Raw genomic sequence first — 23,130 nt, forward strand, 5'->3', positions numbered from 1 at the left:
GGGCGTTGGAGGCAGAGTGAGCGAGCAAGCAGAGTTGAGTCCCACCGACTGGGTCCGCGAGCAGACCCAGCGCATTCTTGAGCAAGGCACCACCGAAGGTGTCCAGGTGTTCGACAGGCCCGTCGTGCTGTTCACCACCACCGGTGCACAGTCCGGGAAGAAGCGCTACGTGCCGTTGATGCGCGTCGAGGAGAACGGCCGTTACGCGATGGTCGCCTCCAAGGGCGGCGATCCCAAACATCCCAGCTGGTACTTCAACGTCAAGGCGAATCCGTCGGTGACCGTGCAGGACGGCGAGAAAGTCTTCGACGGCGTCGCACGTGAGCTCGAAGGCGACGAACGGGAGCACTGGTGGAAGCTCGCGGTCGAGGCCTACCCTCCGTATGCCGAATACCAGACCAAGACGTCTCGGCAGATCCCGGTCTTCCTCATCGAGCCGGCCGAGTAGCCCCTGTTACGGAGTGTCGTTGCGCGACAGTGGAACCCACCGTTCGCGCGCGGGCGGCTGCTTCGATGACGGGAAGTCGCGCAGATCGCCTGTCCCGGAGGGTTTGGCGTCCCACTTGGCGAACGTCAGCGGTGACTGGATCCACGCGTGCAGCAGGCGGTAGGTCGCCTTCATCGAATCGATGTGCGTCCGTTCCCAGCCGTGACTGCCATCGACGCCGAACCCGAGCAACGCGGCCCTGGTGTTCGCGCCCGCTTCGATCGCCGCGGCGACATCCGACCGGTAGTACCGGAAAACGTCTCGGGTGAACGGGATTTCGGCTTCCTCTGCCAGTCGGCACAGGTTGCGCGTCAGGTGGTAGTCGTAGGGGCCGTGCAGATCTGACATCAGCACGGTCACAGCGTCCTCGCGGGAGTGCTGACCGGGCGCGCACACCGCGTTGTCCACGCTGATCATCTCCGCGATGTCGGCGGGCAACCCGGTGCTGGCCCCGTAGCCGACCTCTTCGGCGATGGTGACCATGAACGCGGTGCGGTGCGGCAGGGTCACCGAGTGGTCGACGAGGTTCTTGATCACGGTGAGCGCGGCGGCGACCCCGGCCTTGTCGTCGAGATGCCGCGACACCACGAATCCGTCCTCGGTGAGGACCGGGTTGGCCATCAGCGGCACGAAGTCGCCGATCCGGATTCCCAGCCGCACCAGGTCTTCCCGCGACGAGACCTGGCGGTCCACCCGGACTTCGACGTGGTCCCAGTCGGTGATCTGGGTGTCGACGTCGTCTCCGAACGCGTGCCCGCTGGCCTTGAGCGGCAGGATCGTGCCGGTGATCATCTCGTCGGAGTCCTCGCACAGGATCCGCACCCGTGCACCGGCCGCGAAGCGCGCCGAGAAGGTACCGACCGTGATCAGTTCCAGACGCCCGTTGTCCTTGAGCCCCCGCACCATACAGCCCACGGTGTCCGCGTGAACCACCAGCGCGCGGTCCGTGGTCGCCGATTCGCCAGGCAGTTCGGCGATCAGCGCGCCGCGGCGGGTCAGCGAGAAGGACACGCCGAAGTCGTCGAGTATCTCGCCGATCATCTGCATCACCGCGTCGGTGCGCCCTGTCGGGCTCGGGGTCTGCAACAGCGCGAGCAAGGTGTCGACCATCCATGAGCTGTCGGCTTCGGACATGATTTCGCCTGGGCTCATGCGGTCTCCTTCGGGCGCGACCCGGACCTGAGCTTAGGGTCGGCCGGCGCCGGACCGCAGCGTTTCGTCGCTCGTCGTCATCAGCGACGGCCGGTCGGTCACAGCTCGGTGACCTGCCCGCGCTCCACCTGCCACGAGCGGTCCAACCGGACGTTGCTCAGCATCCGGCGATCGTGGGTGACCAGCAGCAGGGCGCCCTGGTAGCTGTCCAAAGCCTGTTCGAGCTGCTCGATGGCGGGCAGGTCGAGGTGGTTGGTCGGCTCGTCGAGCACCAGCACGTTGGTGCCGCGGGCCTGCAGCAGCGCCATCCCGGCGCGGGTGCGTTCGCCCGGCGACAGGTCGCCGACCTCGCGTTCCACGTGATCGGCGCCGAGCCCGAACTTGGCCAGCAGCGTGCGCACCTCGGCCGTCGGCCAGGACGGCACGTACTGCTCGAAGCGGTCGATCAGTCGCCCGGCCCCGGAGAACTCGGCGCGCGCCTGGTCGATCTCGCCGATGTGGACGCTGGCGCCCAGCGAGGCCCGCCCCTCGTCGGGGGTGCGCCGGCCCAGCAGCAGGCGCAGCAACGTCGACTTCCCTGCGCCGTTGGGTCCGGTGATGCCGATCCGCTCCCCGGCGTCCACCTGCAACGTCACCGGGCCGAGAACGAATTCTCCTTGCCGCACAACGGCTTTGTCGAGGGTCGCGACGACCGCGCTGGACCGGGGCGCGGCGCCGATCGTGAACTGCAGGTTCCACTCCTTGCGCGGCTCCTCGACCTCCTCCATCCGCGCGATCCGGCTCTCCATCTGGCGCACCTTCTGCGCCTGCTTCTCGCTGGACTCGGTGGCCGCGCGGCGGCGGATCTTGTCGTTGTCGGGGGCCTTGCGGATCGCGTTGCGCGTCCCCTGGCTCGACCATTCCCGTTGCACCCGCGCCCGGGCCACCAGATCGGCCTTCTTCTCGGCGAACTCCTCGTACTGCTGGCGGCGGTGCCGCCGGCTGACCTCGCGCTCGTCGAGGTAGCTCTCGTATCCGCCGCCGAACACCGTGGTGGTGTTCTGCGCCAGATCCAGTTCCAGCACCCGGGTCACGGTGCGGGCCAGGAACTCCCGGTCGTGACTGACCAACACCACGCCGCCGCGCAGCTCGCCGACGAAGCGTTCCAGCCGGGCCAGGCCGTCGAGGTCGAGGTCGTTGGTCGGCTCGTCGAGCAGCACAATGTCGAACCGCGACAGCAGCAGTGCGGCCAGTCCCACCCGCGCCGCCTGGCCACCCGAGAGCGCGGTCATCGGCGTCGAGTCGGGCCGTACCGCGTCGGTGTCGAGCCCGAGGTCGGCCAGCACCGGCGGCAGCCGCTCGTCCAGGTCGGCGGCGCCGGTGGCCAGCCAGTGGTCCAGCGCGGCGGAGTAGGCCTCGGCGCCTGCGCCGGCGTCGTCGAGGGCCGCGGCGGCCGCCTCCATGGCGCGCGTGGCCTCGGCGCATCCGGTGCGGCGGGCGATGTAGCCGGCGACGGTCTCGCCGGGAATCCGTTCGTGTTCCTGGGGCAGCCACCCGACGAACGCGTCGGCCGGCGCGACGCTGACCGAGCCCTCCAACGGGTCGAGCTCGCCGGCCAGAATCCGCAGCAGCGTGCTCTTGCCTGCGCCGTTGGCGCCGACGACACCGACCACGTCGCCGGGCGCGACGGTCAGGTCGACGCCCTCGAACAGCGTGCGGTGGGCGAATCCGCCGGCCAGGTTCTTCGCGACGAGGGTTGCGGTCACTGCCCTATCGTCGCACCGGCGCGGTGTGTGGAAATCCGTCGCACGGGTATAGCGGCGGCGTGCTCTCACTCCATCACCCCGCCGCCCGCCGTCGCGCCGTGCCTGCGAGGCTCCGCTGACCGGGGATCCGCGGCCCGTGCCCGATGACCTGCGAAGGCTGGCCGCTGCTCACGGGGTGGCCACCAGCTACCGGAACGAGCGCCGCGAACCGGTCGACGTCGACGCCGAGGTGGTGATCCGGGTGCTCGGCCTGCTCGATGTGCCCGCCGCTACCGCGGCCGAGCGCAGCGCGGAACTGGCGAAGCTGGCCGAAACCGACCGCGCGGGGGTGATGGCGCCCACCGTCGCCGTCCGGTTGAACGGTCACGCTCATCCGCTTCCGGGGGCGGTCGCCCTGACGAGCGAGGACGGCATCGAGACCGAGGTCCGCGACGAGGTGCCCGGTGACCTCGCGCCGGGCTGGTACCGGATCCACACCCGGGACGGGCAGGAGGCGACGTTGGTCGCGGCGCCGGACCGGGTGCCGCCCTCGCCGGCGACCTGGGGGTGGATGCTGCAGCTCTACGCGCTGCGCTCGGCGCAGTCGTGGGGCATCGGTGACCTCGGTGACCTGGCGGAATTCGTGAAGTGGACCGCCACCGAGCACGGCGCGGGCGCGGTGCTGTTGAACCCGCTGCACGCCCCGGGCCCGACGCATCCGGTGCAGCCCTCCCCGTACACCCCGTCCAGCCGGCGGTTCGCCAACCCGCTTGCTCTGCGTATCGAGGATCTCGACGCCTACCGCCGCGCGGCACCCGACATCCGCGCAGAGGTCGACGCGCTGCGGGTCTCGCCCACCACCGAGCGCATCGACCACGACCTCGTGTGGACCGCCAAACGGGATGCGCTGGAACTGCTCTGGCGCGCCGAGGGCAGGCCCGATCCCCTGGCGGACCCGTCCTCCTCCGCCGGGCTGCGGGACTGGGCGACCTACTGTGCGCTGGCCGAGCGGCACGGCGGCCGGTGGTCCCGGTGGCCTGAACCGCTGCGCGACGTGTCCGGTGCCGCTGTGTCCTCGGCACGCCGGGAGTTGGCCCCCCGGTTGGCATTCCACGCATGGGTGCAGCAGCGGTGCGCCGAACAGCTTGCTGCCGTACGCGCCGCCGCACACGATGCGGGGATGCCGCTCGGCGTCCTTCACGACCTCGCCGTGGGGGTCGACGCCGACGGCGCCGACGCGTGGGCACTGGCCGACGTGTTGGCCTCGGGTGTCAGTGTCGGCGCGCCGCCGGACAACTTCACGCCGCGCGGCCAGGACTGGGGGCTACCGCCCTGGCGCCCCGACCGGCTGGCCGCCACCGGTTACGCCGCACTGCGAGACATGTTGCGCGCCGTGCTTTCCCATGCGGACGGCCTGCGCATCGACCACGTCGCGGGGCTGTGGCGGCTGTGGTGGATCCCGCCGGGCGACACTCCGGACCGCGGCACCTACGTGCATTACGACGCCGAGACGATGCTTGCGGTGCTCGCGCTGGAGGCCCACCGTGCCGGGGCCACCGTCGTCGGTGAGGACCTCGGCACCGTCGAACCCGAGGTCACCGAGGCGCTCGCCGCCAACGAGATGCTCGGATGCGCCGTGTCCTGGTTCACCCGCGACCAGTCCGCTCCCGGCGAACCGCTGTTGCCGCCGGCCCGCTGGCCGTCCCGGGCGGCCGCCAGCCTCTCCACGCACGACCTGCCCACCGCTGCGGGCTTTCTGTGCGGGGAGCACGTCCGCGCGAGGGCTGATCTCGGCCTCCTCGACGACGTCCCCGCCGAACAGGCCAACGCCGACAAGGAGCGCGCGGAGTGGCTGGCGCTGTTGCGGTCCGAGGGGCTGCTTCCGCCGCCAGACGGTGCCGGACCCGCCGACGAACCCGACGAAACCTCGATCATCGTCGCCATGCACCGGTTCCTGGCGTCGACGCCGAGCCGGCTCAAGCTGATCTCTCCCTACGACGTGATCGGTGAGACCCGGCAGCCGAATCTCCCGGGGACGGTCGACGAATACCCGAACTGGCGCCTGCCGTTGCCGGTGTCCCTCGAGCAGCTGAAATCCGACCCGAGGGTTGCCGAGGTCGCCGCAGCCTTCCGCGCGGCGACGGGCAGGTGAGCCGGTTCGGCTTGTAGCGGCACCGTGCCTGCGCGTTAGTGTGCTGTAGTCGGCCTCCGGAACAGCCGACGGAAGAGTTGAGCACATCCATGACCGCACCAGCAGACGCGTCGCCCCTCGAAGCACGAGTGGGGCACCACTACCAGATGGACGGCACCTACCTCGTGGGCCGCGAGAAGCTGCGCGAATACGCCCGCGCCGTGCAGGACTACCACCCTGCGCACTGGGACGTCGCCGCAGCCAAGGAGCTGGGATATCCGGACGTCATCGCGCCGCTGACGTTCACGTCGGCCCCCGGTATGCAGTGCAACCGCCGGATGTTCGAGGAGATCGTCGTCGGCTACGACACCTACCTGCAGACCGAAGAGGTCTTCGAGCAGCACCGCCCGATCGTGGCAGGCGATGAACTGGTCATCGACGTGGAGCTGACGTCGGTGCGCAGAACGGCAGGCCGGGACTTCATCACCGTCACCAACACCTTCACCGACACCCACGGCGAGCGGGTGCACACGCTGCACACCACCGTGGTCGGCGTCACCGCAGACGACATCGACGCCGGGGTCAAGACGGCCGTGCAGAAGGCGATGATGCACGACATGAACATCCTCGACATCGGCGGATCCGATGCCGACTACGCGAAGACGGTGCGCCCCGAGGGCGCGATCCGGGTCTCCGAGGGCGGCCTGACCCGCACCCCGGGCACGCCGTCGTTCGACGACGTGAAGGTCGGCGACGAGCTGGCGGTGCACCACACCCGGCTGTCCCGCGGCGACCTGGTGAACTACGCCGGCGTGGCCGGTGACGCCAACCCGATCCACTGGGACGAGGACATCGCGAAGCTGGCCGGGCTGCCCGACGTGATCGCCCACGGGATGCTCACGATGGGTCTGGGCGCCGGGTTCGTCTCGGCCTGGTCGGGTGACCCCGGTGCGGTGACCCGCTACTCCGTGCGGTTGTCGCAGCCGGCGATCGTGTCCGCCAAGGAAGGCGCCGACATCGAGTTCAGCGGCAAGATCAGGTCTTTGGACCCGGAGAGCCGCAGCGGTGTCGTCCTCGTCGCGGCCAAGTCGGACGGCAGGAAGATCTTCGGGCTGGCAACGCTGCACGTCCGCTTCCGCTGACCTCTGGCGAAGCGGTCTTCCCGCGAAGGTGGCTTTCAGCGGCCGTTGTGGGTATAGGGGCACCGCGTAATCAGCGAACCTGCCCCTGGAGGTCTTTGTGAGTTCCGTCGACAGCACTTCGGAGGAGTCGGCGCGAGCGCGGCACCAGAGCCCGGGACAGCTGACCGGCTCGGTGGTGATCGTCGCGCTGGTCTCGGCGATCTCGGGAATGCTGTACGGATACGACACCGGCATCATCTCGGGCGCTCTGCTGCAGATCACCAAAGACTTCGAGATCGAAGAGGGCTGGAAGCAGATCATCGCCGCGAGCATTCTGCTCGGCGCGGTGATCGGGGCGTTGACGTGCAGTTACCTTTCCGAGCGCGGCGGCCGGAAGAGGACGTTGGTGATGCTCGCCGTCGTCTTCGCCGTCGGAGCCGTCGGGTGTGCGCTCGCACCCAACCCGGTCCTGCTGTCGATCGGGCGGCTCGTGCTGGGATTCGCCGTCGGCGGCGCCACCCAGACCGCACCGATGTACGTCGCCGAGTTGGCACCCCCGAAGTACCGCGGCCGGCTGGTGCTCTGTTTCCAGATCGCGATCGGAGCCGGCATCGTGATCGCCACGATCGTCGGGGCTTCGGCGTTCATCCCGTGGCGGTGGTCGATCGGCGCGGCCTGTGTGCCCGCCGTGATCATGCTCGTCCTGCTCCTGCGGTTACCGGAGAGCCCGCGCTGGCTGGTCAAGAACGACGACCGCGCCAAAGCCGGCGAGGTACTCCGACGGGTCCGGCCCTCGGACTACGACATCGACGGGGAACTCGACGAGATGGCCGCGCTGGCCCGCGAGGAGCAGACCGCCAAGACGCGGGGCTGGTCGGGGCTGCGGGCGAAATGGGTGCGGCCGGCCCTGATCCTGGGCTGCGGTATCGCCATCTTCACCCAGCTCAGCGGTATAGAGATGATCATCTACTACTCGCCGACGATCCTCACCGACAACGGGTTCTCCGAGTCCGTGGCGCTCCAGGTGTCGGTCGCGCTCGGGGTGAGCTATCTGGTGGCCCAGCTGGTCGGTCTGTCGATCATCGACAAGGTCGGCCGCCGCCGGCTGACGCTCATCATGATTCCCGGTGCGGCGCTGAGCCTTTTCGTGCTGGGTTGGCTGTTCGTCTCCGGCAACAGCGGTCGCGAATCGATGCCGTTCATCATCGCGTGCCTCGTCGTCTTCATGCTCTTCAACGCCGGCGGGCTGCAGCTGATGGGCTGGCTGACCGGCTCCGAGACCTACCCACTGGCCGTGCGCCCCGCCGGCACCGCCGCGCAGTCCGCGGCACTGTGGGGCACCAACCTGCTCATCACGCTGACGCTGCTGACGCTGATCAGTGGTATCGGGGTCGGTCCGTCGATGTGGCTCTACGGGCTGTTCAACGTCGCGGCATGGCTGTTCGTCTATTTCCGGATGCCGGATCTCACCGGCCGAAGCCTGGAGGAGATCGAGACCAAGCTCAGCAAGGGCGAGTTCCGTCCCGCGGACTTCGCCCGCTGAGCCGGGCATCGGGACTCAAGTCGTCCCCCGCCGCGGTTGCACACCAAATGCACACCGGGAGCGACGGATGAAGCGCGGGAAGAGACACGGGATGACGGCTGATCGGACGTTCTATTCGTTGATCGCCGCCGGGACCGCCCTCATCGGCTGCTGCTACGGATTCGCCCGATTCGCCTACGGGTTGTTCGTGCCCGTGTTCACCGACGAGTTCCAGTTGAGTTCCACCGTCATCGGTCTGATCGGGTCCGGCAGTTACGTGGGCTACTGCGCGGCGATCACCGTCGCACTGGTGTTCAGCGATCGGGTGGGTGCGCGCCGAATGGCCGTTGCGGCAGGAGTTGTCGCGACGGTCGGCATCGTCGTCGTCGCAGTCGCCCCCTCTGCGCCGGTCCTGGCCGCGGGCATCCTCCTGGCGGGGATGAGCACCGGCCTCGCTTCCCCGCCACTGGCCACCGCTCTCGCCCAACGCCTGAGCGCCGAGCGAGCCGACCGCGCCCAGACGATCGTCAACGCGGGCACCGGGATCGGCGTGGTGGTGTCGGGCCCGATCGCTTTTGCGTTGTTCGACCACTGGCGCGTCGCGTGGGGCACCTACGGCGTCCTCACCGTCGCGGTCACCGTGTGGGTGGCGTTCACACTCCGTAACGGACCGGCAGCGGATCGCGGCGTGCGCCGGGACCGTCGGCTTGCGCCCGGTACCGCCCGGCTGCTGACCGCCTCTGTTCTGGCCGGCCTGGGCAGCATCGCCATCTGGAACTTCGGGCGCGACCTGATCAGCACCAGCTCCGGCGGAGACGCGGTCGCGACCAGCGCCTGGATGCTGCTGGGCGCCGCCGGGATCATCGGCGCCCTCGGCGGATCCGCGGTGCAGCGGCTGGGCTTCCGTCCGACGTGGGTGGTCACCGTCTCCGCGATGTCGGCGGGCACCGCGCTGCTGGCCGTCTCTCGGGAGCACACCGCGGGTGTCCTGCTGTCGGCAGGCATGTTCGGCGCGGCCTACATCGGCCTCACCGGCCTGCTCCTGCTGTGGAGCACGCGCCTGTACCCGGATTCCGCGGCGTTCGGTGTCGGCATGTCGTTCTTCGCGATCGCCGCCGGCCAGGCGATCGGTGCACCGGTCGTCGGCGCGCTGATCCAATCGTTCGGCTATACCGCGGCATTCCTGGTGTTCGCGGTGGTCGGACTGATGCCGGCGATCTTGAGCCCTGCCTCCGCCCGCACGGCACCGGGTGCCGGCGTCACCGCCCGCCGATGAAGTCCCACGTTCCTGCGGTGACCGCGACCGCGACAGCCGCTGCCGCGATCACCGCGGCGGCGCCCAGGAGCGCCAGTTCCGGCGCGCCGAACGTCGAGGGCCGCGCCCAGGTGCGGGTCGGGTACGCGCCGAAACCCCGTGCCTCCATGGCGGTGGCCAACTTGGCCCCCCGGCGCAGCGCGAAGACCAGCAGCGCGAACGCCTGACCGAGGAACCGCCGCACCCGGGCGTGGTCGGCCACCCCGCGGGCCCGCCGCGCATGGCCCAGGTACTCCCAGTCCTGGCGCAGCAGGCCTACCGTCCGCAGCCCGGCCAGGGCACCCACGACGAATCGGGCAGGCAGCTTCAGGATCTGGCCCAGCCCGTCGGCCAGCTCGGTCGGCTGGACGTCGATGAACAGGCACACCGACGGCAATGCGATCGCCAGCACGCGCAGGAACATCGCCAGCGCGAGCTCGATGGACCCGTCGCTGACGGTGATCAGCAGGAAATGCCAGTGCACGGCGCCGCTGGGCTCACCGTAGAGCAGGTTGGTCAGCGCGGTCAGCGCCGCGGCGAGAGTGACGAACGCGCCGCGGATCGCAAAGGCACGTAACGGGATGCGCAGCGCGAGCAGCAGCGGGATCTCCAGCACCAGCGCGGTCAGCGCCGACAGCCAGTCGACGCTGAGCACCAGCGTGCCCGCGATGAGCGCCGCGGCGAGCAGCTTCGCGACCGGGTTGACGCGCACGGTCGTCATCGGTGCGCCGCCGCAGCCAGGGCGATACGCCGGTCGGCGAGGACGTCGACGAACTCGGTGTCGTGCGTGACGGCCACCACGGCGGTTCCCGCGTCGGCGAGCTCGGCCAGCAGCTGGATGAGCTCCTCCCACGTACGGCGGTCCTGCCCGAAGGTGGGTTCGTCGAGGATGACGGCGGCGGGCCGGGTCATCAGCACGGTCGCCACCGACAGCCGGCGCTTCTCGCCCCCGGACAAGGTGAACGGGCTGCGGTCGGCCAGCTGACCGAGGCGCAGCCGGTCCAGCAGATCGTCGCTCAGAGTATGGATTTCGTCGGGACTGCGCCCCAGCGCCCTGGGTCCGAGCGCAAGCTCGTCTCGGACCGTGCCGGTGAGGAACTGGTGTTCGGGATCCTGGAAGACGCTCGCGATGCGGGTCAGCAGTTCCTTGGACCGCCACCGGACCGGCTCGAGCTTCCTGGGCAACGGGGCGAACGACTCGGCGGCCCGCAGCGCTCCGCCGCGCGGTGCCAGCAGCCCGCCCAGGGTCAGCGCGAGAGCGGACTTGCCGCAGCCGTTGGGCCCGGTGACGGCGGTGACCCGGCCGCGGGGGATGTCGAAGTTCAGTCCGCTGCGCGCGACCGGTCCGCCGCGGTGGCCCACCGACAGGTCGGCGGCGGTCAGCAGCGGCTCCGGCGCGGTCTGCGGTGCCCGCCGGACAGGGGTGGCCGGCACGTCGGGTAACCAGATCCCGGACTGCACAAGGTGTTTGCGCTCGCGTGTGAGGGTCTGCTCCGGTGGACCGTCGGCGATGACGGTACCGTCTGCGCCGAGCACGACCACCCGGTCGATCACCGGCAGCCACACCTTGGTGCGGTGCTCGACGACCACCACGGTGGCGCCGGTGCGGTCGGCCGCGGCGGCGACCGCATCACGTACCTCGACGACACCGGCGGGGTCGAGGTTGGCCGTCGGTTCGTCCAGCAGGATCAGCCCGGGCTGCATGGCGAGCACGCCGGCCAGCGCCAGCCGCTGCTTCTGCCCGCCGGACAGTTTCGAAGTGTCCTGTCCAAGAGGCAGGTTCAGCCCGACAGCTTCCAGGGCGTCGGCGACGCGCGGCCAGATCCGGCTGCGCGGCACCGAGAAGTTCTCCATGCCGAACGCCAGGTCGTCACCGACCCGCGACAGGATCACCTGGGAATCCGGGTCCTGCAGGACCATTCCGATGCGGGACCGTTGCGCAGCCGGTGGCCTACCGTCGACCAGAAGCTGTCCGGCGGCATGGCCTTCGTCGGCGCTGCCGAGCAGTCCGGCGAGTCCCTGCAGCAGCGTCGACTTCCCCGAGCCGGACGGGCCCAGCAGCAGCACCCGCTCCCCCGGCTCAACGCGCAGATCGAGACCCCTTGTTGCCCATCGTTGTTGGCCCGCGTGCTGCCAGCCCCAGCCCCGGGCCTCGATCGCGGCTCCGCCGCGCGCGGGAGCCGGCTCCGGGGTCATCGGGGCCGGCGGCCCGAGACCACCCTGCCGGCGGCGAAGCGGTCGAGCGCGCCGGTCTTGGCCAGCCCCCGGACGACGAACCAGGACAGCACGCCGGCGAGGACGGCGCCGGAGATCACCGCCGAGCCGGTGTAGATCGCGGCGAACGCGGTGGTCGAGCCGGGGTACCAGAGGAACAGGTCGTTGACGGCCAGCGCCAGCCCGGCCGCTGCCCCGGCGAGGGCGGCCACCGGCAGATTCCACCTGCGGTAGAAGAAGACGGCGAACACCAGCTCGGCGCCGAGCCCCTGGACGATTCCCGATTCGATGGTCAGCACCCCCCACTGGTTGCCGACCAGGGCGGACACCGTGGCCGCGACCAGTTCGCCGTACAGCGCCGCGCCGGGTTTGCGGATCACGAGCGCGGTCAGCACACCGGCGAACAGCCACCCCGCCGGCGAGTGCCTGCAGACCGGGCAGCACTGCTCCCAGCGGCTCGGTCAGCGGATTGGACGCGACGTTCCAGAAGACGAACACCAGGCCGGCCGCGACGGCCAGGACGCTGGCGACCACGATGTCGACGACCCGCCATCGCAGCGCGGGGCTGCGGCCGGCGGCTGCGGTGTGGTCGAGATACTGCTGGTCCATGAGGACTCCTTGACTGCGGGTATGGCGGGTCCGCCCGGGGACCCGCCGAAGAATCGGGGTGCCGAGCTGCTGAGGCCGAGCTCAGGCCGGTGGTGTGTGACAGGCCGGTGTGTGAAAGGCGACGTTCACGAGCATCTCCCTACGCCGGCATTACCCGGTCAGGTTCGTACGGTCGACGGCCGGTCAGCCGTCCTCTCAGCGCACTCGGTGTGCACTCCCGTGTGGTACGTCCCCCAAGCTAGCGCAGCCGGGGCCGCCCCCGCCAGGCCGGGTCAGCGCTGCACTGTCGTCCACGTGGCGCCGTGCGCCGTCTCGGTGACGACGTAGTCGGCGCCGGAGCGGGGGGCGCACCGGGCGATGAACTCCAGTTCCTGCGCTGCCCACCGGTCCCAGTGCGGACGGTAGGTGTCGCCGTCGCGCTGCAGTGCCCGCTGCCTGCGCAGAGGCTCCGGGCTCTCGACCCAGATGCCCAGGTCGGCCAGTGCCCGGTTGTCCGGTGCCAGCGCGCCGACCCCTTCGACGATCAGTCGCCGGCCGGCGCCCACGGTGTGCCAGCCTGCCGGGGAGTCGGTCGCCCAGTCCCAGCGGCGCCACCGGCCGGGCCGCCCCTCGGCGCGTGGGCGCAGCAGTTCGTCGTGGACGTGCCGGCTGGCCCAGTTCAGCCCGTCCCAGCCCGGGTAGATGTCGTCGAGGCGAACCAGGACGCTCCCGAGCCAGCGCTGGTGCAGCCGGTCGGCCAGCGTGGACTTCCCCGATCCGGAGCGACCGTCGATCAGCACCGTGGTCATGTCCTCGGAGAGCAGGCGGCCCACCACGGCGTCGACGCTCACGAAGTCCCCTTGATCGACCGATCCACGGTCGGGTCCGCCGGCCGGGTGACACCGACCTTAGTCGCGGCGGGTCGGCTGACAGACGCCGCTCAGGAACCCACCATCATCAGACCGCCGTCCACGGCCAGGAGTTGTCCGGTGATGAATCGCGCGGCCGGACTGCTCAGAAAGAGCAGTACGGGAGCCACGTCGGTCGCCGGGTCACCCAGCCTTCCGCCGAGCGGGATGCTCATCTGCAACTGCTGGTCCATCAGCGGCGCCATGTCCGGTCCGAGGAATTCCCGCACTCGGTCCGCCCCGGGGGTCTGCACCGCAGGCGCTACGGCGTTGACCGTCACCCCGTCGTGTGCCCAGGCGCGTGCAGCCGACCTGGTCCAGGCGTGTACGGCGCCCTTGGCTGCGGCGTAGACCGCCGACATCGGACTGCCCATTGCGGCCTCGGCAGAACCGAAATTGATGATCTGGCCGCCGTTTTCGCGCATCGCGGCATAACCCGCCTGGTTGACGAAGATGGTCGACTTCAGATTCGTGGCGAGCTGCCGATCGATGTCGTCGCCGGTGAGGGAGCCGGGTACGCCCGGCTGCCAATGCCCGGCGGCGTGGATGACGACATCGAGTCCATCCAGCGTGCGTACCGCGTACCCGACCGCGTCGTCGACATCGTCGGCGTCGCGTACATCGCAGCGCCGCCAGTGGGCCGGCAAGCCCTCGGGGGGTTCGGATTGGTGATAGGTCGCGGCCACCAGCGCCTCGGCGTCGACGAGTGCGCGCACCGCCGCGGCGCCGATGCCGGTGGCGGCGCCGGTCACCAGGACCTTGCGCCCGGCCACAGACGCGCGAGGTATATCCACGACTTCCTCCCTCTCCTACGTGTGGTCAGAACGTGACGACGACCTTGTCCGCAGCACCGGGCGTGCCCGCCAGGTCGAATGCGGAGTGCACCTCCGAGAACGGGACGGTGTGGCTGACGATCACGGCGTACTTCTGCCAGTTGGTGACCAGATCTTCTGTCACTTCGAAGATCTCGTCGGGGTAGCCCATGGAGCCGACGATGGTGATCTCGTTGCTCATCACGTTGCCGAAATCGACCGGGACGGGCTCCTTGTGCACACCGACGACCCCGAGCGTGGCACCCTTCTGCGCCGCCGCCAGGGCGGTGTCGACGACGGCTTTCGCGCCGGCGGCGTCGAGGAAGATGTCGGTGCCGGCCTTTCCCGGGACGAGCGCCTGCCCCTCGCCGTGCAGCTCGATCAGCCGGGCGATCACATCGTCGTCACCCGAGTTGATCACCGCGTCGGCGCCGACTTGCAGAGCTTTATCCAGCCGTGCCGCAACGATGTCGGCCACGACGACGTGCCCGACGCCGAGCGACTTGAATGCCAGCACGGCGCCGAGACCCACCGGTCCGGCGCCGAACACGACGACTTTGTCGCCCGGCTTCGGTCGGCACTGATTGACACCGTGGCGCGCGACGGCCATCGGCTCGTTGAGCGCGGCCACCTCGAACGGGATGTGCTTCGGGATGACCTGCAGCGTGACACCGCGGACTGCGTTCTCCACCAACAGATAGTCGGCCAATGCGCCCTGCGCACCGCCGTTTCCGATGATGCCGCCCGGTGCGGCCATCGGATTGACGACGACATGGTCTCCCACGTCGATATCGTCGACATCGGCGCCGACCTCGACGACCTCCCCGGCGGGTTCATGCCCGAGTGGGGTGCTGCCCTGGCGTGGCGGGATCCCCCCGATCGCGATGTAGAACGAGTCCGATCCGCAGACGCCGCAGGCGCGCATCCGTACCAGGACGTCCCTGGATCCGACCACGGGTACGGGCGTGTCCAGCACCTGAACCGTCCCGGGCCCGGTCACCGTCGCCACCTTCACGCCGACATCGCGTCCAGGAATCCGGTCCAGTCGGGAAACATTGCGCGGTCGACGATCTCGATCCGGACACCGGAATCGTCGATGAAGTAGGCGAATGTGGTCAAGGATTCCCCCGCGGGGCGCGCTTCCAGGCGATAGCCGGCCTCTTCGAGCCGTCGGGCCGCCGCGGGCAGGTCGTCGACCCAGTAACCCAGATGGTGCGCCGCACCGGAAGCCCGCACCGTCCACACGGTACCCGGCACTTCCTGAACGATCTCCAGATGCGGCGCCTGCAACGAGTAGACGAACCGGAACGGCACCTCGACCTCCCCGTCGAGGGTCGCCACGGTCAGGGTGGCTTCGACAGGCTTGGTCCAGGTGTATCCGGCGGCAGCACTGAGCCGGGCGGCGGCCTCGCCGACATCGGGGACGACCAGACCGGTGTGGTAGAGCGCATCGGCGGTGAGCACGGCGGAGGTCACGGTCGGCCTTCCAGTTCGATGTCGAAAGTCCCGAGATAGTCGGCGAACACGGGCTTCAGCTCGTCGACGGTGAGACCGTACTGCTCGAGGCTGTAGGAGTTCACGCCGTAACGGTCCTGCGGATGCTCGGCGAGCCAGTTCTGCATCTGTGTCTCGGTTTCCGGTGTCAGCGTGTCGCCGGCCCAGTCGTACAGGCGCCGCATCACGCCCATCGGGTCGCGCATCATCTCCGAGTAGTGCATGTGGAAGAAGCGGTCGTCGCCGATGCGCTCGCGCGCACGCAGCGGCCGCTCGACATGCTCGGCCATCTGTGCCTTCACGTAGCGCCCTACGTCGTGCAGGTCGAGGGCCTCGGCGTGGTGGGTCATGCTCTTCGGCAGCTTCAACAGATTGCCCAGGGATCCGGTGGCTTTGTACGGGTCGCGGTGGGCCCAGACCAGCCGGGCGTCCGGAAAAACCTTCAGCAGCGCGTCGATATGCACGGAGTGCGACGGCATCTTCAGGCTCCAGATGCCCGGGGCGGTCGATTGCAGCACCTGCAGATAGCGCTTCTGGTACTCGTAGGTCGTGACCATGTCCGCCTCGGCGAACAGCCACTCGTAGTACCTCGAGGTGTGCAGGAATGCGTCCCACGACAGCGCTTTGAAGTCCTGATTGTGGATGAACATGTCCTCGGTGGGGCCGTCGGCGTCTTCCCAATGTGGCAAAGGGACTTTCGCGGCGGTGACCATCTCCAGCATCTTGCGCTGCTCGTCGAGCAGGTCCAGACACCGTTGATCGGTGCGTAGCGTCTCGGTGGGCGCGGGCGGGACGGGCCGCATGCACTGCCAGAGCAGCAGCGACCGCCGGGCGGGATCCTGATCGAGCAGATAGCTGACCACGGTCGTGCCTGTGCGAGGCATGCCCAGCACGAACAACGGTCTCTCCACGGGCGCGTCGAGCAGCTCGGGATGAGTTTCGATGTACTCGTGGACCTGGAGCCGGCGCGCGAGGGCGTCGGCGCAGTCGTTGAGTATGCGCTCACGCCCAGACGGCGTGAATGCCGCCGAGGTATTGACCTCGTCGACGACGATCTCCAGGCCCTCCCGCCAGGAGCCCGAATCGATCTCGCACAGGCCGGTGCGCTCGACCGCGATGTCCAGGACATCTTCGGCCGTTGCGACAGCGTCGAATTCGCTCATCTGGTACCCCTCAGACCGTCAGGTATCCGCCGTCTACGGCGACGGTGGTGCCGGTGATGTAGCGCGCGGAGTCGGTGCACAGGAACAGCACCGCCGGTGAGATCTCCTCGGGCATGCCCATCCGTCCCATCGGGGTGTGCCGCATCTCCGGCTCCAGCGCTTCGGGGATGTCGAGGATCGGGTGGGTCATCCTGGTGTCGATGAGCCCGGGGGCGACGGCGTTGACGCGGATCCCGTCGTCGACCCAACGCCGGGACAGGTTCCTGGTGAATGCGACCATGCCGGCTTTCGACGAGCTGTAGGCCGGCACCGCCACCGCGGAGACGAACGCCGACATCGAGATGATGTTGACGACGCTGCTGCCGCCCGCGGCACGGCCCGCCTTCAGACGGTCGTGACATGCCATGGTCAGCCGCATGTGGGCGAACATGTTGACCATGACCGACCCGGCGTATCCGTCGGGGTCCCACTCGTCTTTGTGCGCGGCGTAGGGGCCGCCGGCGTTGTTGACCAACACATCGAGGTCGCCCAGCGAGTCCGCCAGTGCATCGATCGACTCGGTATCGGCGGCTTGGCACTGGCGGTAGGTCAACCCGCTGAGATCGGTCTCCGGATAGTCGGCGGCCGAAGAGCGCGTCCCTGTGACGGTCACCGCCGCGCCGGCGCGGGCGAAGTCCGAGGCGATGGCGTTGCCGATTCCGCTGGTTCCCCCGGTCACCAGAACGTTGGCGCCGGTGAAGTCGAACGCGACACAGTTCACGACGAGCTCCTCAGTTGGTTGATGGAATGGGTGAGCCAGGCCTTCTCCCAGAAGTTGCCGGTCCCGGCCAGCAGCGCCTCGTGTGCCTCGACAGCCGTGTCGCGGGCAGCGCGGTTATCCGGTTCGGCGCTCAGCACGACGTCGGTGAGGTGCAGTGCCTGCACCGGTTTCCCGTCGGCGATGTGCTTGCGTGCGGCCTCGGTCAGCGCGTCGGCGCCTGCGGCGGCCACCACGTCGGCGGCGACGGACGACGCTGCGACGCCGTAGAGTTCGGTGGTCGAGCGATGCCGGAACCAGCCCGCGTACATCTCCCAGATCGCCCGTACATTCCACGACGTCTTGCCGTACCCTTCGCCGACGTCGAGGTGATCGGGCACACGGATCTCGTGCATCGCGGTGTAGAGATCCTTTCCACCGCTCATGTAGTCGATGACCTGATCGTGGACGGCCTGCATCGCATCGCGCATCGCGGTGATCTCCTCGGCGATGCGGTCGGCACCCTCGATCGGGTCGAAGTGCCCGGTGATCAGCCGGCGCGGCTGCAACTCCAGGACCGTGTTGAGCGACTCGATGTAGCGGACCGGGTCGCGGTAGCGATCGCCACGGATGGTCATCAAGTTCGGCACGTGGCCGAACAGCGGACCGAAGAGATTGCCAGTGAACACAATCCGGCTCTGCGGCAGCCACACCACCAGCGAGTCGGTGGTCTCGCCGCCCGGCGTCGACAGCAGCTGGATACGGCGGCCGGCAAGCGTCAACTCGTGACGATGCTCGAAGATGGTCGTCGGTTCGGGAAACGAGAAGTCGATCGTGCTGGGATCGATCTCTTTGAGAGCTTCGACGACGCGGTCGGTGAACTTCTGAAAGGCGAACGCGGTCTTGGGGGCTCGATAGCCGCCGAGTCGCAACGTATCGTCGCGCCAGTACCGGTAATCGGCGTGCATGATCACCTCGGTGTCCGGTTCACGCAGCGCGTAGACGCCCCCGAAGTGATCTGCGTGGCCCTGGGTGACGATGATCGCCCTGGTCGGTCCCGGAACATCTCCGAAAGCCCTGCGGCGCAGCTCTCCTTCGAAGAACATGCCGCCGTTGATGATCACGCGGCCGTCGTCCGAGCCGATGGCGTAGGAGTTGGAGACGCCCGGCGACATCCAGATGTCATCGCCGAGGGGGATCGCCGCGCCTCCCGTCGCCGCGGCCAAGTCCCCTGCGCCCGGACGTTCCCGATATATGCCTGCCACCTGCGCTCCCGCCCAGTCTCCTCTAGAGATCTAGAGGAATACTCTATGGGACTAGAGTTAAAGTCAATGACTTGGCAGGGAGAATTTTGGAGACCATGCGTGGACTGACAGGCACGGTGGCCGTCGTCGCGGGCGGCGCGACCGGGATCGGTGCAGCGACCGCCACCCGCCTTGCGGAGGAGGGGTGTTCGGTCGTCGTCGGCGACATCGCGATCGATGCCGCCCAGCGCACCGCAGACCGCATCTCGTCGACCGGCGCGACAGCGATGGCCGTCGAATTCGATTTGGCTGAGCCGGATTCCGTCGCCGGACTACTCGCGACCACGTCCGCGACATTCGGCAGTATCGATGGCCTGTTCGTGGTCGGCGCCGATATGCAGGCTCTGCGCGGCGACACCGACGTCGTCGACATCGACCTGGATCTGTGGGACCGGGTGATGGCAGTGAACCTTCGCGGCTACGTGGCCGCTCTGAAGTACGCCATCCCGTCGATGCTGGGTGGCGGCGGTGGCTCCATCGTGCTGATGTCCTCCGCTGCCGCGTTCCAGGGTGAACCGGCACGTCCGGCCTACGCCACGGCCAAGGCCGGCATCGGTGCGCTGACCCGTCATGTCGCGTCCCGCTACGGAAAAGAGAACATCCGCTGCAACGCTGTCGCGCCGGGATTCACTGCGACAGACGCGATTCGATCGGCGCCACAGTGGCCGCAACTCGAAGCCTCGGCGCTCAAACGGATCCGAGGACCCAGGGTCGGGGAGACGACAGACATCGCGTCGCTGGTCGCGTTCCTCCTCTCGGCCGAGGGCGCCTGGATCAACGGGCAGGTCATCAGCATCGACGGCGGAACGGTCCTGCGCTGAGAGCGCCTTCCCATGCCTTCCTCCTCCACCCCCCGTAAGCGAGACGGCGTCGGCCGGCGAAAGCTGCTGTGCGATGCAGGTATCCAGGTGCTTGCCGAGTACGGGTCGCGAGGCCTGACCCATCAGCAGGTGGACCGCACCGCCGGCGTGCCCAATGGCACCACGTCGTACTACTACCGCACACGAGACGCGTTGGTCCGCGGCGTCGGGCAGCGAGTCGCCGAGATCGACATGGCGAACCTGGCATCGCTGGCCGAGGACGCCCACCGGGGTGGGTCACCGTTGGCGTGGCTGGCGGAGTTGGTCATGATGCAGGCAGAAGGACAGGGCCTGATGCTGAATCGGGCGCGGCAGGAACTGATGCTGGCAGCCATGCGTGACCCGGAATTGGCCGCGCTGTCCGGCAAATTCGTCGCTCGAGGGATCGCTTTGACTCACGATGCCGTGACCGCCCTGCAACCCGCATCCGACGACCACACTCTCCGCGAGGCGCAGAGCGACGCGGTGACGACCTTCATCGCCGGAGTGTTCGCGCGGTTCGCCGCCGGCGACCGGCCCTTCACCGACGCCGCACACCTCGAACGCATGCTGCACGCGATCGTCACCGCCGTGGCGCTCGAGCACGGCCAAGCGACCTGAGCCGTCTTGCAGGTGGTTGATCGTATGCAGCACGACCTCGACGATGTACCGATGGATGCAACTCGCCCGACAGTCGCCAGTGGCGCGCCCGTCTCACCGGACCTGCCAGCGGAGGCGGGGCGACGCATCCAGGAGGAGCTCGCACCCCTCGGTATCGAGGTCGCCCTCGATGCGCGGCGCCGGGCCGAGTATTCCTACGACGCGTCCAACTACCGCGTACCCCCGCTGGGTGTGGTGTTCCCCCGCGACACGAATGATGTCGTGGCGGTCGTGCATGCCTGCGTCCGGCACCAGGTGCCGCTCACCAGCCGGGGCGGCGGCACGTCGCTGGCGGGAAACGCCGTCGGCCCCGGCATCGTCCTGGACTTCTCGCGTCACATGAACCGCGTCCACGTCATCGACTCGGGGAGTCGCACCGCCTTCGTGGAACCCGGCATCGTCCTGACCGACCTCCAGGAACGGGTCCGATTGGCCACCGACGGGCGGTTCACGTTCGCGCCGGATCCGTCGAGCAAGTCGCGCGCCACGGTCGGCGGCTGCATCGGCAATGACGCCTGCGGCAATCACTCGGTCCGGTACGGGCGGACCGCACACCACATCGTCGCGCTCAACGTGGTCACTGCTCGGGGCAACCGGCTCACCGCGACGCGCAGCGGGGTGTACGCCACCGATTCCGCCGACGAGGCCGCCCGGGCCGAAGCCGACCAGATCAGCGCCGGCCTGAAAGACCTCACCGAGCGACACATGGCGGCGTTCCGGCTGGAGCTGGCCAAGATCCCCCGGCAGGTCTCCGGCTATCACCTGGCCGATCTGCTTCCCGAGAACGGGTTCGACGTGGCCCGCGCGCTCGTCGGTAGCGAGGGCACCTGTGCGGTGGTGGTGTCGGCGACCGTGTCGTTGGTGCCCGTGGCGCCGGCGGCGATGCTGCTGTGCCTGGGTTACGACGACATCGTCGACGCGGCCCGCGACAACGCGCTGATCCTGGAGTACTCCCCCGCTGCGATCGAGGGCATCGACGCGGTGATTGTGGACACGATGCGCCACCTGCGCGGCACCGACTCGGTCCTGGGACTGCCCGCCGGGCAGGCGTGGCTGTACGTCGACCTCGACGGTGACGATCCCGCGCAGGTGCAGACCCGTGCCGACGACATGGTGGCCCGGCTGAGGGCAGCCGGTCGTCTCGTCGATGCCCGGGTGGTCGCCGACCCGGCTGAACGCGCGTCGCTGTGGCGGGTCCGGGAAGACGGTGCGGGGCTGTCGGCCCGGCTCGTCGACGGGCGCGAATCCTGGACGGGCTGGGAGGATTCCGCGGTCGCGCCGGCCCAACTGGCCGACTACCTGGTCGAGATCAAGGCCCTGTTGGCCTCGTTCGGCCTGACCGGGGTCATGTACGGCCACTTCGGCGCGGGCTGCATGCACATCCGCATCGACTTCGACCAGCGCACCGCCGAGGGCAGGGCGACGATGGCCGAGTTCATCGACCGCGCCGCCGATCTGTGTGTCCGGTTCGGCGGCTCCATGTCCGGCGAGCACGGGGACGGACGCGCGCGCTCCGAGCTGCTGCCGAAGATGTACAGCGCCGAGATGATGACCGCGTTCGGCGAGTTCAAACGACTCTGGGACCCCGCCGCACTGCTCAATCCCGGCAACATCGTCGATCCGGATCCGTTGACGCGCAACATGTCCCTCGCCGGCGTCGACGGGCGGGAGTGGCCCATCAGCTTCGACCTCACACCCCGGACCGATGTGCCCGTCGCCCCGTTCGTCCATGCCGTGCAGGGGTGTATCGGCGTGGGGCGGTGCCGGGCCTCCAGCGGCGGGGTGATGTGCCCGAGTTTCCGCGCCACCGGCGACGAGAAGGACTCGACCCGTGGTCGGGCCCGCGCGTTGCAGGAGATGGTGCGCAACTCGCCGACGGTCGCGCAGGGTTGGCGCTCGGAGGAGGTCCGGGAATCGCTGGACCTGTGCCTGTCGTGCAAGGCGTGCTCGACCGACTGTCCCGTCGGCGTGGACATGGCCACCTACAAGTCCGAGTTCTTCGACCACTACTACCGGGCCGGCGCCGTCCGCTGTCCCACTATTCGCTGGGCTGGCTCCCCCTGTGGTTGCGACTGATCGAACGCAGCGCGCCCGTGGTCAACCTGCTGACCGCCGGCCGGGCCGGCCGGATCACCGCCAGGCTGGGCGGGCTGACCACCGAACGGGAGATGCCGGCCTTCGCCTCCCGGCGCAGGATCCGGCGCGCTCTCGGCGCCGCCGGCGACCAGGCCGGTGACCAGGCCGACGTGGTGCTGCTGGCCGACACGTTCACCCGCGCGTTCCGCCCCGAGGCGGCCGGGGCCGCGGCCCGCGTCCTCGACCAGGCGGGCCTGAGCTCTCAGTGCCGCACCGACGTCTGCTGCGGACTGACCTGGATCTCCACCGGGCAACTGGATCAGGCGCGCAAGTCATTGACAAAGGCCGCAGCACGCCTCGACGACGGCACCGACCGACCCATCGTGGTGATGGAGCCGAGTTGCGCCGCGGCCTTCCGCAAGGACCTGCCCGAGCTCGTACACACCGAGGCCGCCCGGGGGGTCGCCGCTCGGGTGCGCAGTTTCGCGCAGATGGTCCCGGTGATGGCTGAGAAGGGCTGGCGGCCAACCGGATCGGTGCCGGAGAAGGTCACCGTGCAGACGCACTGCCACGAGTACGCGGTGTTCGGCGCCGCGACCCAGCGCAAGACCCTGACCGCGATCGGCGTCAGCGACGTCCGGGAAGCCACCGGATGCTGCGGCGTGGCCGGTAACTTCGGGTTCGAGGCCGACCACTACGAGATCAGCATGAAGGTCGCAGAGCAGGCCTTGGCACCCGCATTGCGCGCGGGCGACGACGCGGAAATCGTTCTGACGGACGGGTTCAGCTGCCACATGCAGGTGCGCCGGCTCGCGCCGAACCGCAACTCGCTGCACCTGGCCCAACTCCTGGACCCCGAGGGTCACCCCGGCACGCCTGATACCCCCAGAAACCGGCAATAACTG

At 69.0% G+C, this 23,130-nt stretch carries 18 protein-coding genes, 2 pseudogenes and 1 riboswitch; of the genes and pseudogenes, 8 read left to right on the forward strand and 12 right to left on the reverse strand.

What is annotated here, in order from left to right; genetic code table 11:
- Window positions 1-16: 16 nt before the first annotated feature.
- Window positions 17-448 carry a nitroreductase family deazaflavin-dependent oxidoreductase gene (locus C6A87_RS28110; RefSeq protein ID WP_311115232.1) on the forward strand — a complete coding sequence of 144 codons (432 nt, stop codon included), beginning with the start codon at window positions 17-19 and terminating at the stop codon, window positions 446-448.
- A 6-nt stretch (window positions 449-454) separates the two neighbouring features.
- Here C6A87_RS28110 and C6A87_RS28115 read toward each other — a convergent pair whose 3' ends face one another.
- Complete coding sequence (locus tag C6A87_RS28115) at window positions 455-1,639, reverse strand: osmoprotectant NAGGN system M42 family peptidase (protein WP_311115233.1); 1,185 nt, start codon at window positions 1,637-1,639, stop codon at window positions 455-457.
- A 98-nt stretch (window positions 1,640-1,737) separates the two neighbouring features.
- The gene (gene abc-f, locus C6A87_RS28120) at window positions 1,738-3,384 is read right to left on the reverse strand and encodes a ribosomal protection-like ABC-F family protein (protein WP_311115234.1); all 1,647 of its coding nucleotides are present in this window, start codon (window positions 3,382-3,384) and stop codon (window positions 1,738-1,740) included.
- A gap of 136 nt (window positions 3,385-3,520) precedes the next feature.
- Here abc-f and malQ point away from each other — a divergent pair, with 136 nt between their 5' ends.
- The 4 genes from malQ to C6A87_RS28140 all read left to right on the forward strand — a co-directional run bounded on the left by malQ (window position 3,521) and on the right by C6A87_RS28140 (window position 9,413).
- Window positions 3,521-5,515 carry a 4-alpha-glucanotransferase gene (gene malQ, locus C6A87_RS28125; protein ID WP_311115235.1) on the forward strand — a complete coding sequence of 665 codons (1,995 nt, stop codon included), beginning with the start codon at window positions 3,521-3,523 and terminating at the stop codon, window positions 5,513-5,515.
- Between the two features lie 89 nt (window positions 5,516-5,604).
- Window positions 5,605-6,636: a fused (3R)-hydroxyacyl-ACP dehydratase subunits HadA/HadB gene (locus tag C6A87_RS28130; protein WP_311115236.1), complete on the forward strand. Its 1,032-nt coding sequence runs from the start codon at window positions 5,605-5,607 to the stop codon at window positions 6,634-6,636.
- Between the two features lie 97 nt (window positions 6,637-6,733).
- Complete coding sequence (locus C6A87_RS28135; protein ID WP_311115237.1) at window positions 6,734-8,158, forward strand: sugar porter family MFS transporter; 1,425 nt, start codon at window positions 6,734-6,736, stop codon at window positions 8,156-8,158.
- A gap of 91 nt (window positions 8,159-8,249) precedes the next feature.
- Window positions 8,250-9,413 (forward strand): MFS transporter, encoded by a 1,164-nt coding sequence (locus C6A87_RS28140; RefSeq protein ID WP_311115238.1) that lies wholly within the window; start codon window positions 8,250-8,252, stop codon window positions 9,411-9,413.
- Here C6A87_RS28140 and C6A87_RS28145 read toward each other — a convergent pair.
- The 10 genes and pseudogenes from C6A87_RS28145 to C6A87_RS28190 all read right to left on the reverse strand — a co-directional run bounded on the left by C6A87_RS28145 (window position 9,397) and on the right by C6A87_RS28190 (window position 18,611).
- Entirely contained in the window at window positions 9,397-10,152 is a 756-nt protein-coding gene (locus tag C6A87_RS28145; protein ID WP_311115239.1) for an energy-coupling factor transporter transmembrane component T, read from the reverse strand. The two genes, C6A87_RS28140 and C6A87_RS28145, sit on opposite strands and share 17 nt — an antisense overlap.
- On the reverse strand, window positions 10,149-11,627 hold the full coding sequence (locus tag C6A87_RS28150) for an ABC transporter ATP-binding protein (RefSeq protein WP_311115240.1): 1,479 nt from the start codon (window positions 11,625-11,627) through the stop codon (window positions 10,149-10,151). The genes C6A87_RS28145 and C6A87_RS28150 overlap by 4 nt, the downstream gene beginning before the upstream one ends.
- A pseudogene (locus C6A87_RS28155) lies at window positions 11,624-12,254 on the reverse strand (ECF transporter S component). The gene C6A87_RS28150 and the pseudogene C6A87_RS28155 overlap by 4 nt, the downstream one beginning before the upstream one ends.
- Window positions 12,255-12,373: 119 nt before the next feature.
- Window positions 12,374-12,485, reverse strand: a riboswitch (TPP riboswitch).
- Between the two features lie 41 nt (window positions 12,486-12,526).
- Complete coding sequence (locus C6A87_RS28160; RefSeq protein ID WP_311115241.1) at window positions 12,527-13,084, reverse strand: AAA family ATPase; 558 nt, start codon at window positions 13,082-13,084, stop codon at window positions 12,527-12,529.
- Between the two features lie 89 nt (window positions 13,085-13,173).
- Complete coding sequence (locus C6A87_RS28165; protein WP_311115242.1) at window positions 13,174-13,935, reverse strand: SDR family oxidoreductase; 762 nt, start codon at window positions 13,933-13,935, stop codon at window positions 13,174-13,176.
- Between the two features lie 25 nt (window positions 13,936-13,960).
- The gene (locus tag C6A87_RS28170; protein WP_311115243.1) at window positions 13,961-14,968 is read right to left on the reverse strand and encodes a zinc-binding dehydrogenase; all 1,008 of its coding nucleotides are present in this window, start codon (window positions 14,966-14,968) and stop codon (window positions 13,961-13,963) included.
- Window positions 14,965-15,429 (reverse strand): VOC family protein, encoded by a 465-nt coding sequence (locus tag C6A87_RS28175; RefSeq protein ID WP_311115244.1) that lies wholly within the window; start codon window positions 15,427-15,429, stop codon window positions 14,965-14,967. Before C6A87_RS28175 ends, C6A87_RS28170 begins: the two co-directional genes overlap by 4 nt.
- Window positions 15,426-16,610 carry a sulfotransferase gene (locus tag C6A87_RS28180; RefSeq protein WP_311115245.1) on the reverse strand — a complete coding sequence of 395 codons (1,185 nt, stop codon included), beginning with the start codon at window positions 16,608-16,610 and terminating at the stop codon, window positions 15,426-15,428. The genes C6A87_RS28175 and C6A87_RS28180 overlap by 4 nt, the downstream gene beginning before the upstream one ends.
- Before the next feature lie 10 nt (window positions 16,611-16,620).
- Window positions 16,621-17,370, reverse strand: a complete 750-nt coding sequence (locus C6A87_RS28185) for an SDR family oxidoreductase (RefSeq protein WP_311115246.1) — start codon at window positions 17,368-17,370, stop codon at window positions 16,621-16,623.
- On the reverse strand, window positions 17,367-18,611 hold the full coding sequence (locus C6A87_RS28190) for an alkyl sulfatase dimerization domain-containing protein (protein ID WP_311115247.1): 1,245 nt from the start codon (window positions 18,609-18,611) through the stop codon (window positions 17,367-17,369). The genes C6A87_RS28185 and C6A87_RS28190 overlap by 4 nt, the downstream gene beginning before the upstream one ends.
- A gap of 95 nt (window positions 18,612-18,706) precedes the next feature.
- Between C6A87_RS28190 and C6A87_RS28195 the strand changes: the two genes are divergently transcribed.
- The 3 genes and pseudogenes from C6A87_RS28195 (at window position 18,707) to C6A87_RS28205 (ending at window position 23,127) form a co-directional block, all read left to right on the forward strand.
- Complete coding sequence (locus C6A87_RS28195; RefSeq protein ID WP_311115248.1) at window positions 18,707-19,471, forward strand: SDR family oxidoreductase; 765 nt, start codon at window positions 18,707-18,709, stop codon at window positions 19,469-19,471.
- Between the two features lie 12 nt (window positions 19,472-19,483).
- Entirely contained in the window at window positions 19,484-20,110 is a 627-nt protein-coding gene (locus tag C6A87_RS28200; protein ID WP_311115249.1) for a TetR/AcrR family transcriptional regulator, read from the forward strand.
- A gap of 51 nt (window positions 20,111-20,161) precedes the next feature.
- Window positions 20,162-23,127: pseudogene (locus C6A87_RS28205) on the forward strand (FAD-binding and (Fe-S)-binding domain-containing protein).
- Window positions 23,128-23,130 lie beyond the last annotated feature (3 nt).

Origin of the sequence: Mycobacterium sp. ITM-2016-00317 (assembly GCF_002968295.1) — a bacterium.
In the GTDB taxonomy this organism is placed as follows: domain Bacteria; phylum Actinomycetota; class Actinomycetes; order Mycobacteriales; family Mycobacteriaceae; genus Mycobacterium.

Bases quoted from the DNA above. Each gene is read 5' to 3' on its own strand.
- C6A87_RS28115 (WP_311115233.1), bottom strand. From the start codon at position 1,639: ATGAGCCCAGGCGAAATCATGTCCGAAGCCGACAGCTCATGGATGGTC.
- C6A87_RS28130 (WP_311115236.1), top strand. From the start codon at position 5,605: ATGACCGCACCAGCAGACGCGTCGCCCCTCGAAGCACGAGTGGGGCAC.
- C6A87_RS28140 (WP_311115238.1), top strand. From the start codon at position 8,250: ATGACGGCTGATCGGACGTTCTATTCGTTGATCGCCGCCGGGACCGCC.
- C6A87_RS28145 (WP_311115239.1), bottom strand. From the start codon at position 10,152: ATGACGACCGTGCGCGTCAACCCGGTCGCGAAGCTGCTCGCCGCGGCG.
- C6A87_RS28150 (WP_311115240.1), bottom strand. From the start codon at position 11,627: ATGACCCCGGAGCCGGCTCCCGCGCGCGGCGGAGCCGCGATCGAGGCC.
- C6A87_RS28180 (WP_311115245.1), bottom strand. From the start codon at position 16,610: ATGAGCGAATTCGACGCTGTCGCAACGGCCGAAGATGTCCTGGACATC.
- C6A87_RS28195 (WP_311115248.1), top strand. From the start codon at position 18,707: ATGCGTGGACTGACAGGCACGGTGGCCGTCGTCGCGGGCGGCGCGACC.
- C6A87_RS28200 (WP_311115249.1), top strand. From the start codon at position 19,484: ATGCCTTCCTCCTCCACCCCCCGTAAGCGAGACGGCGTCGGCCGGCGA.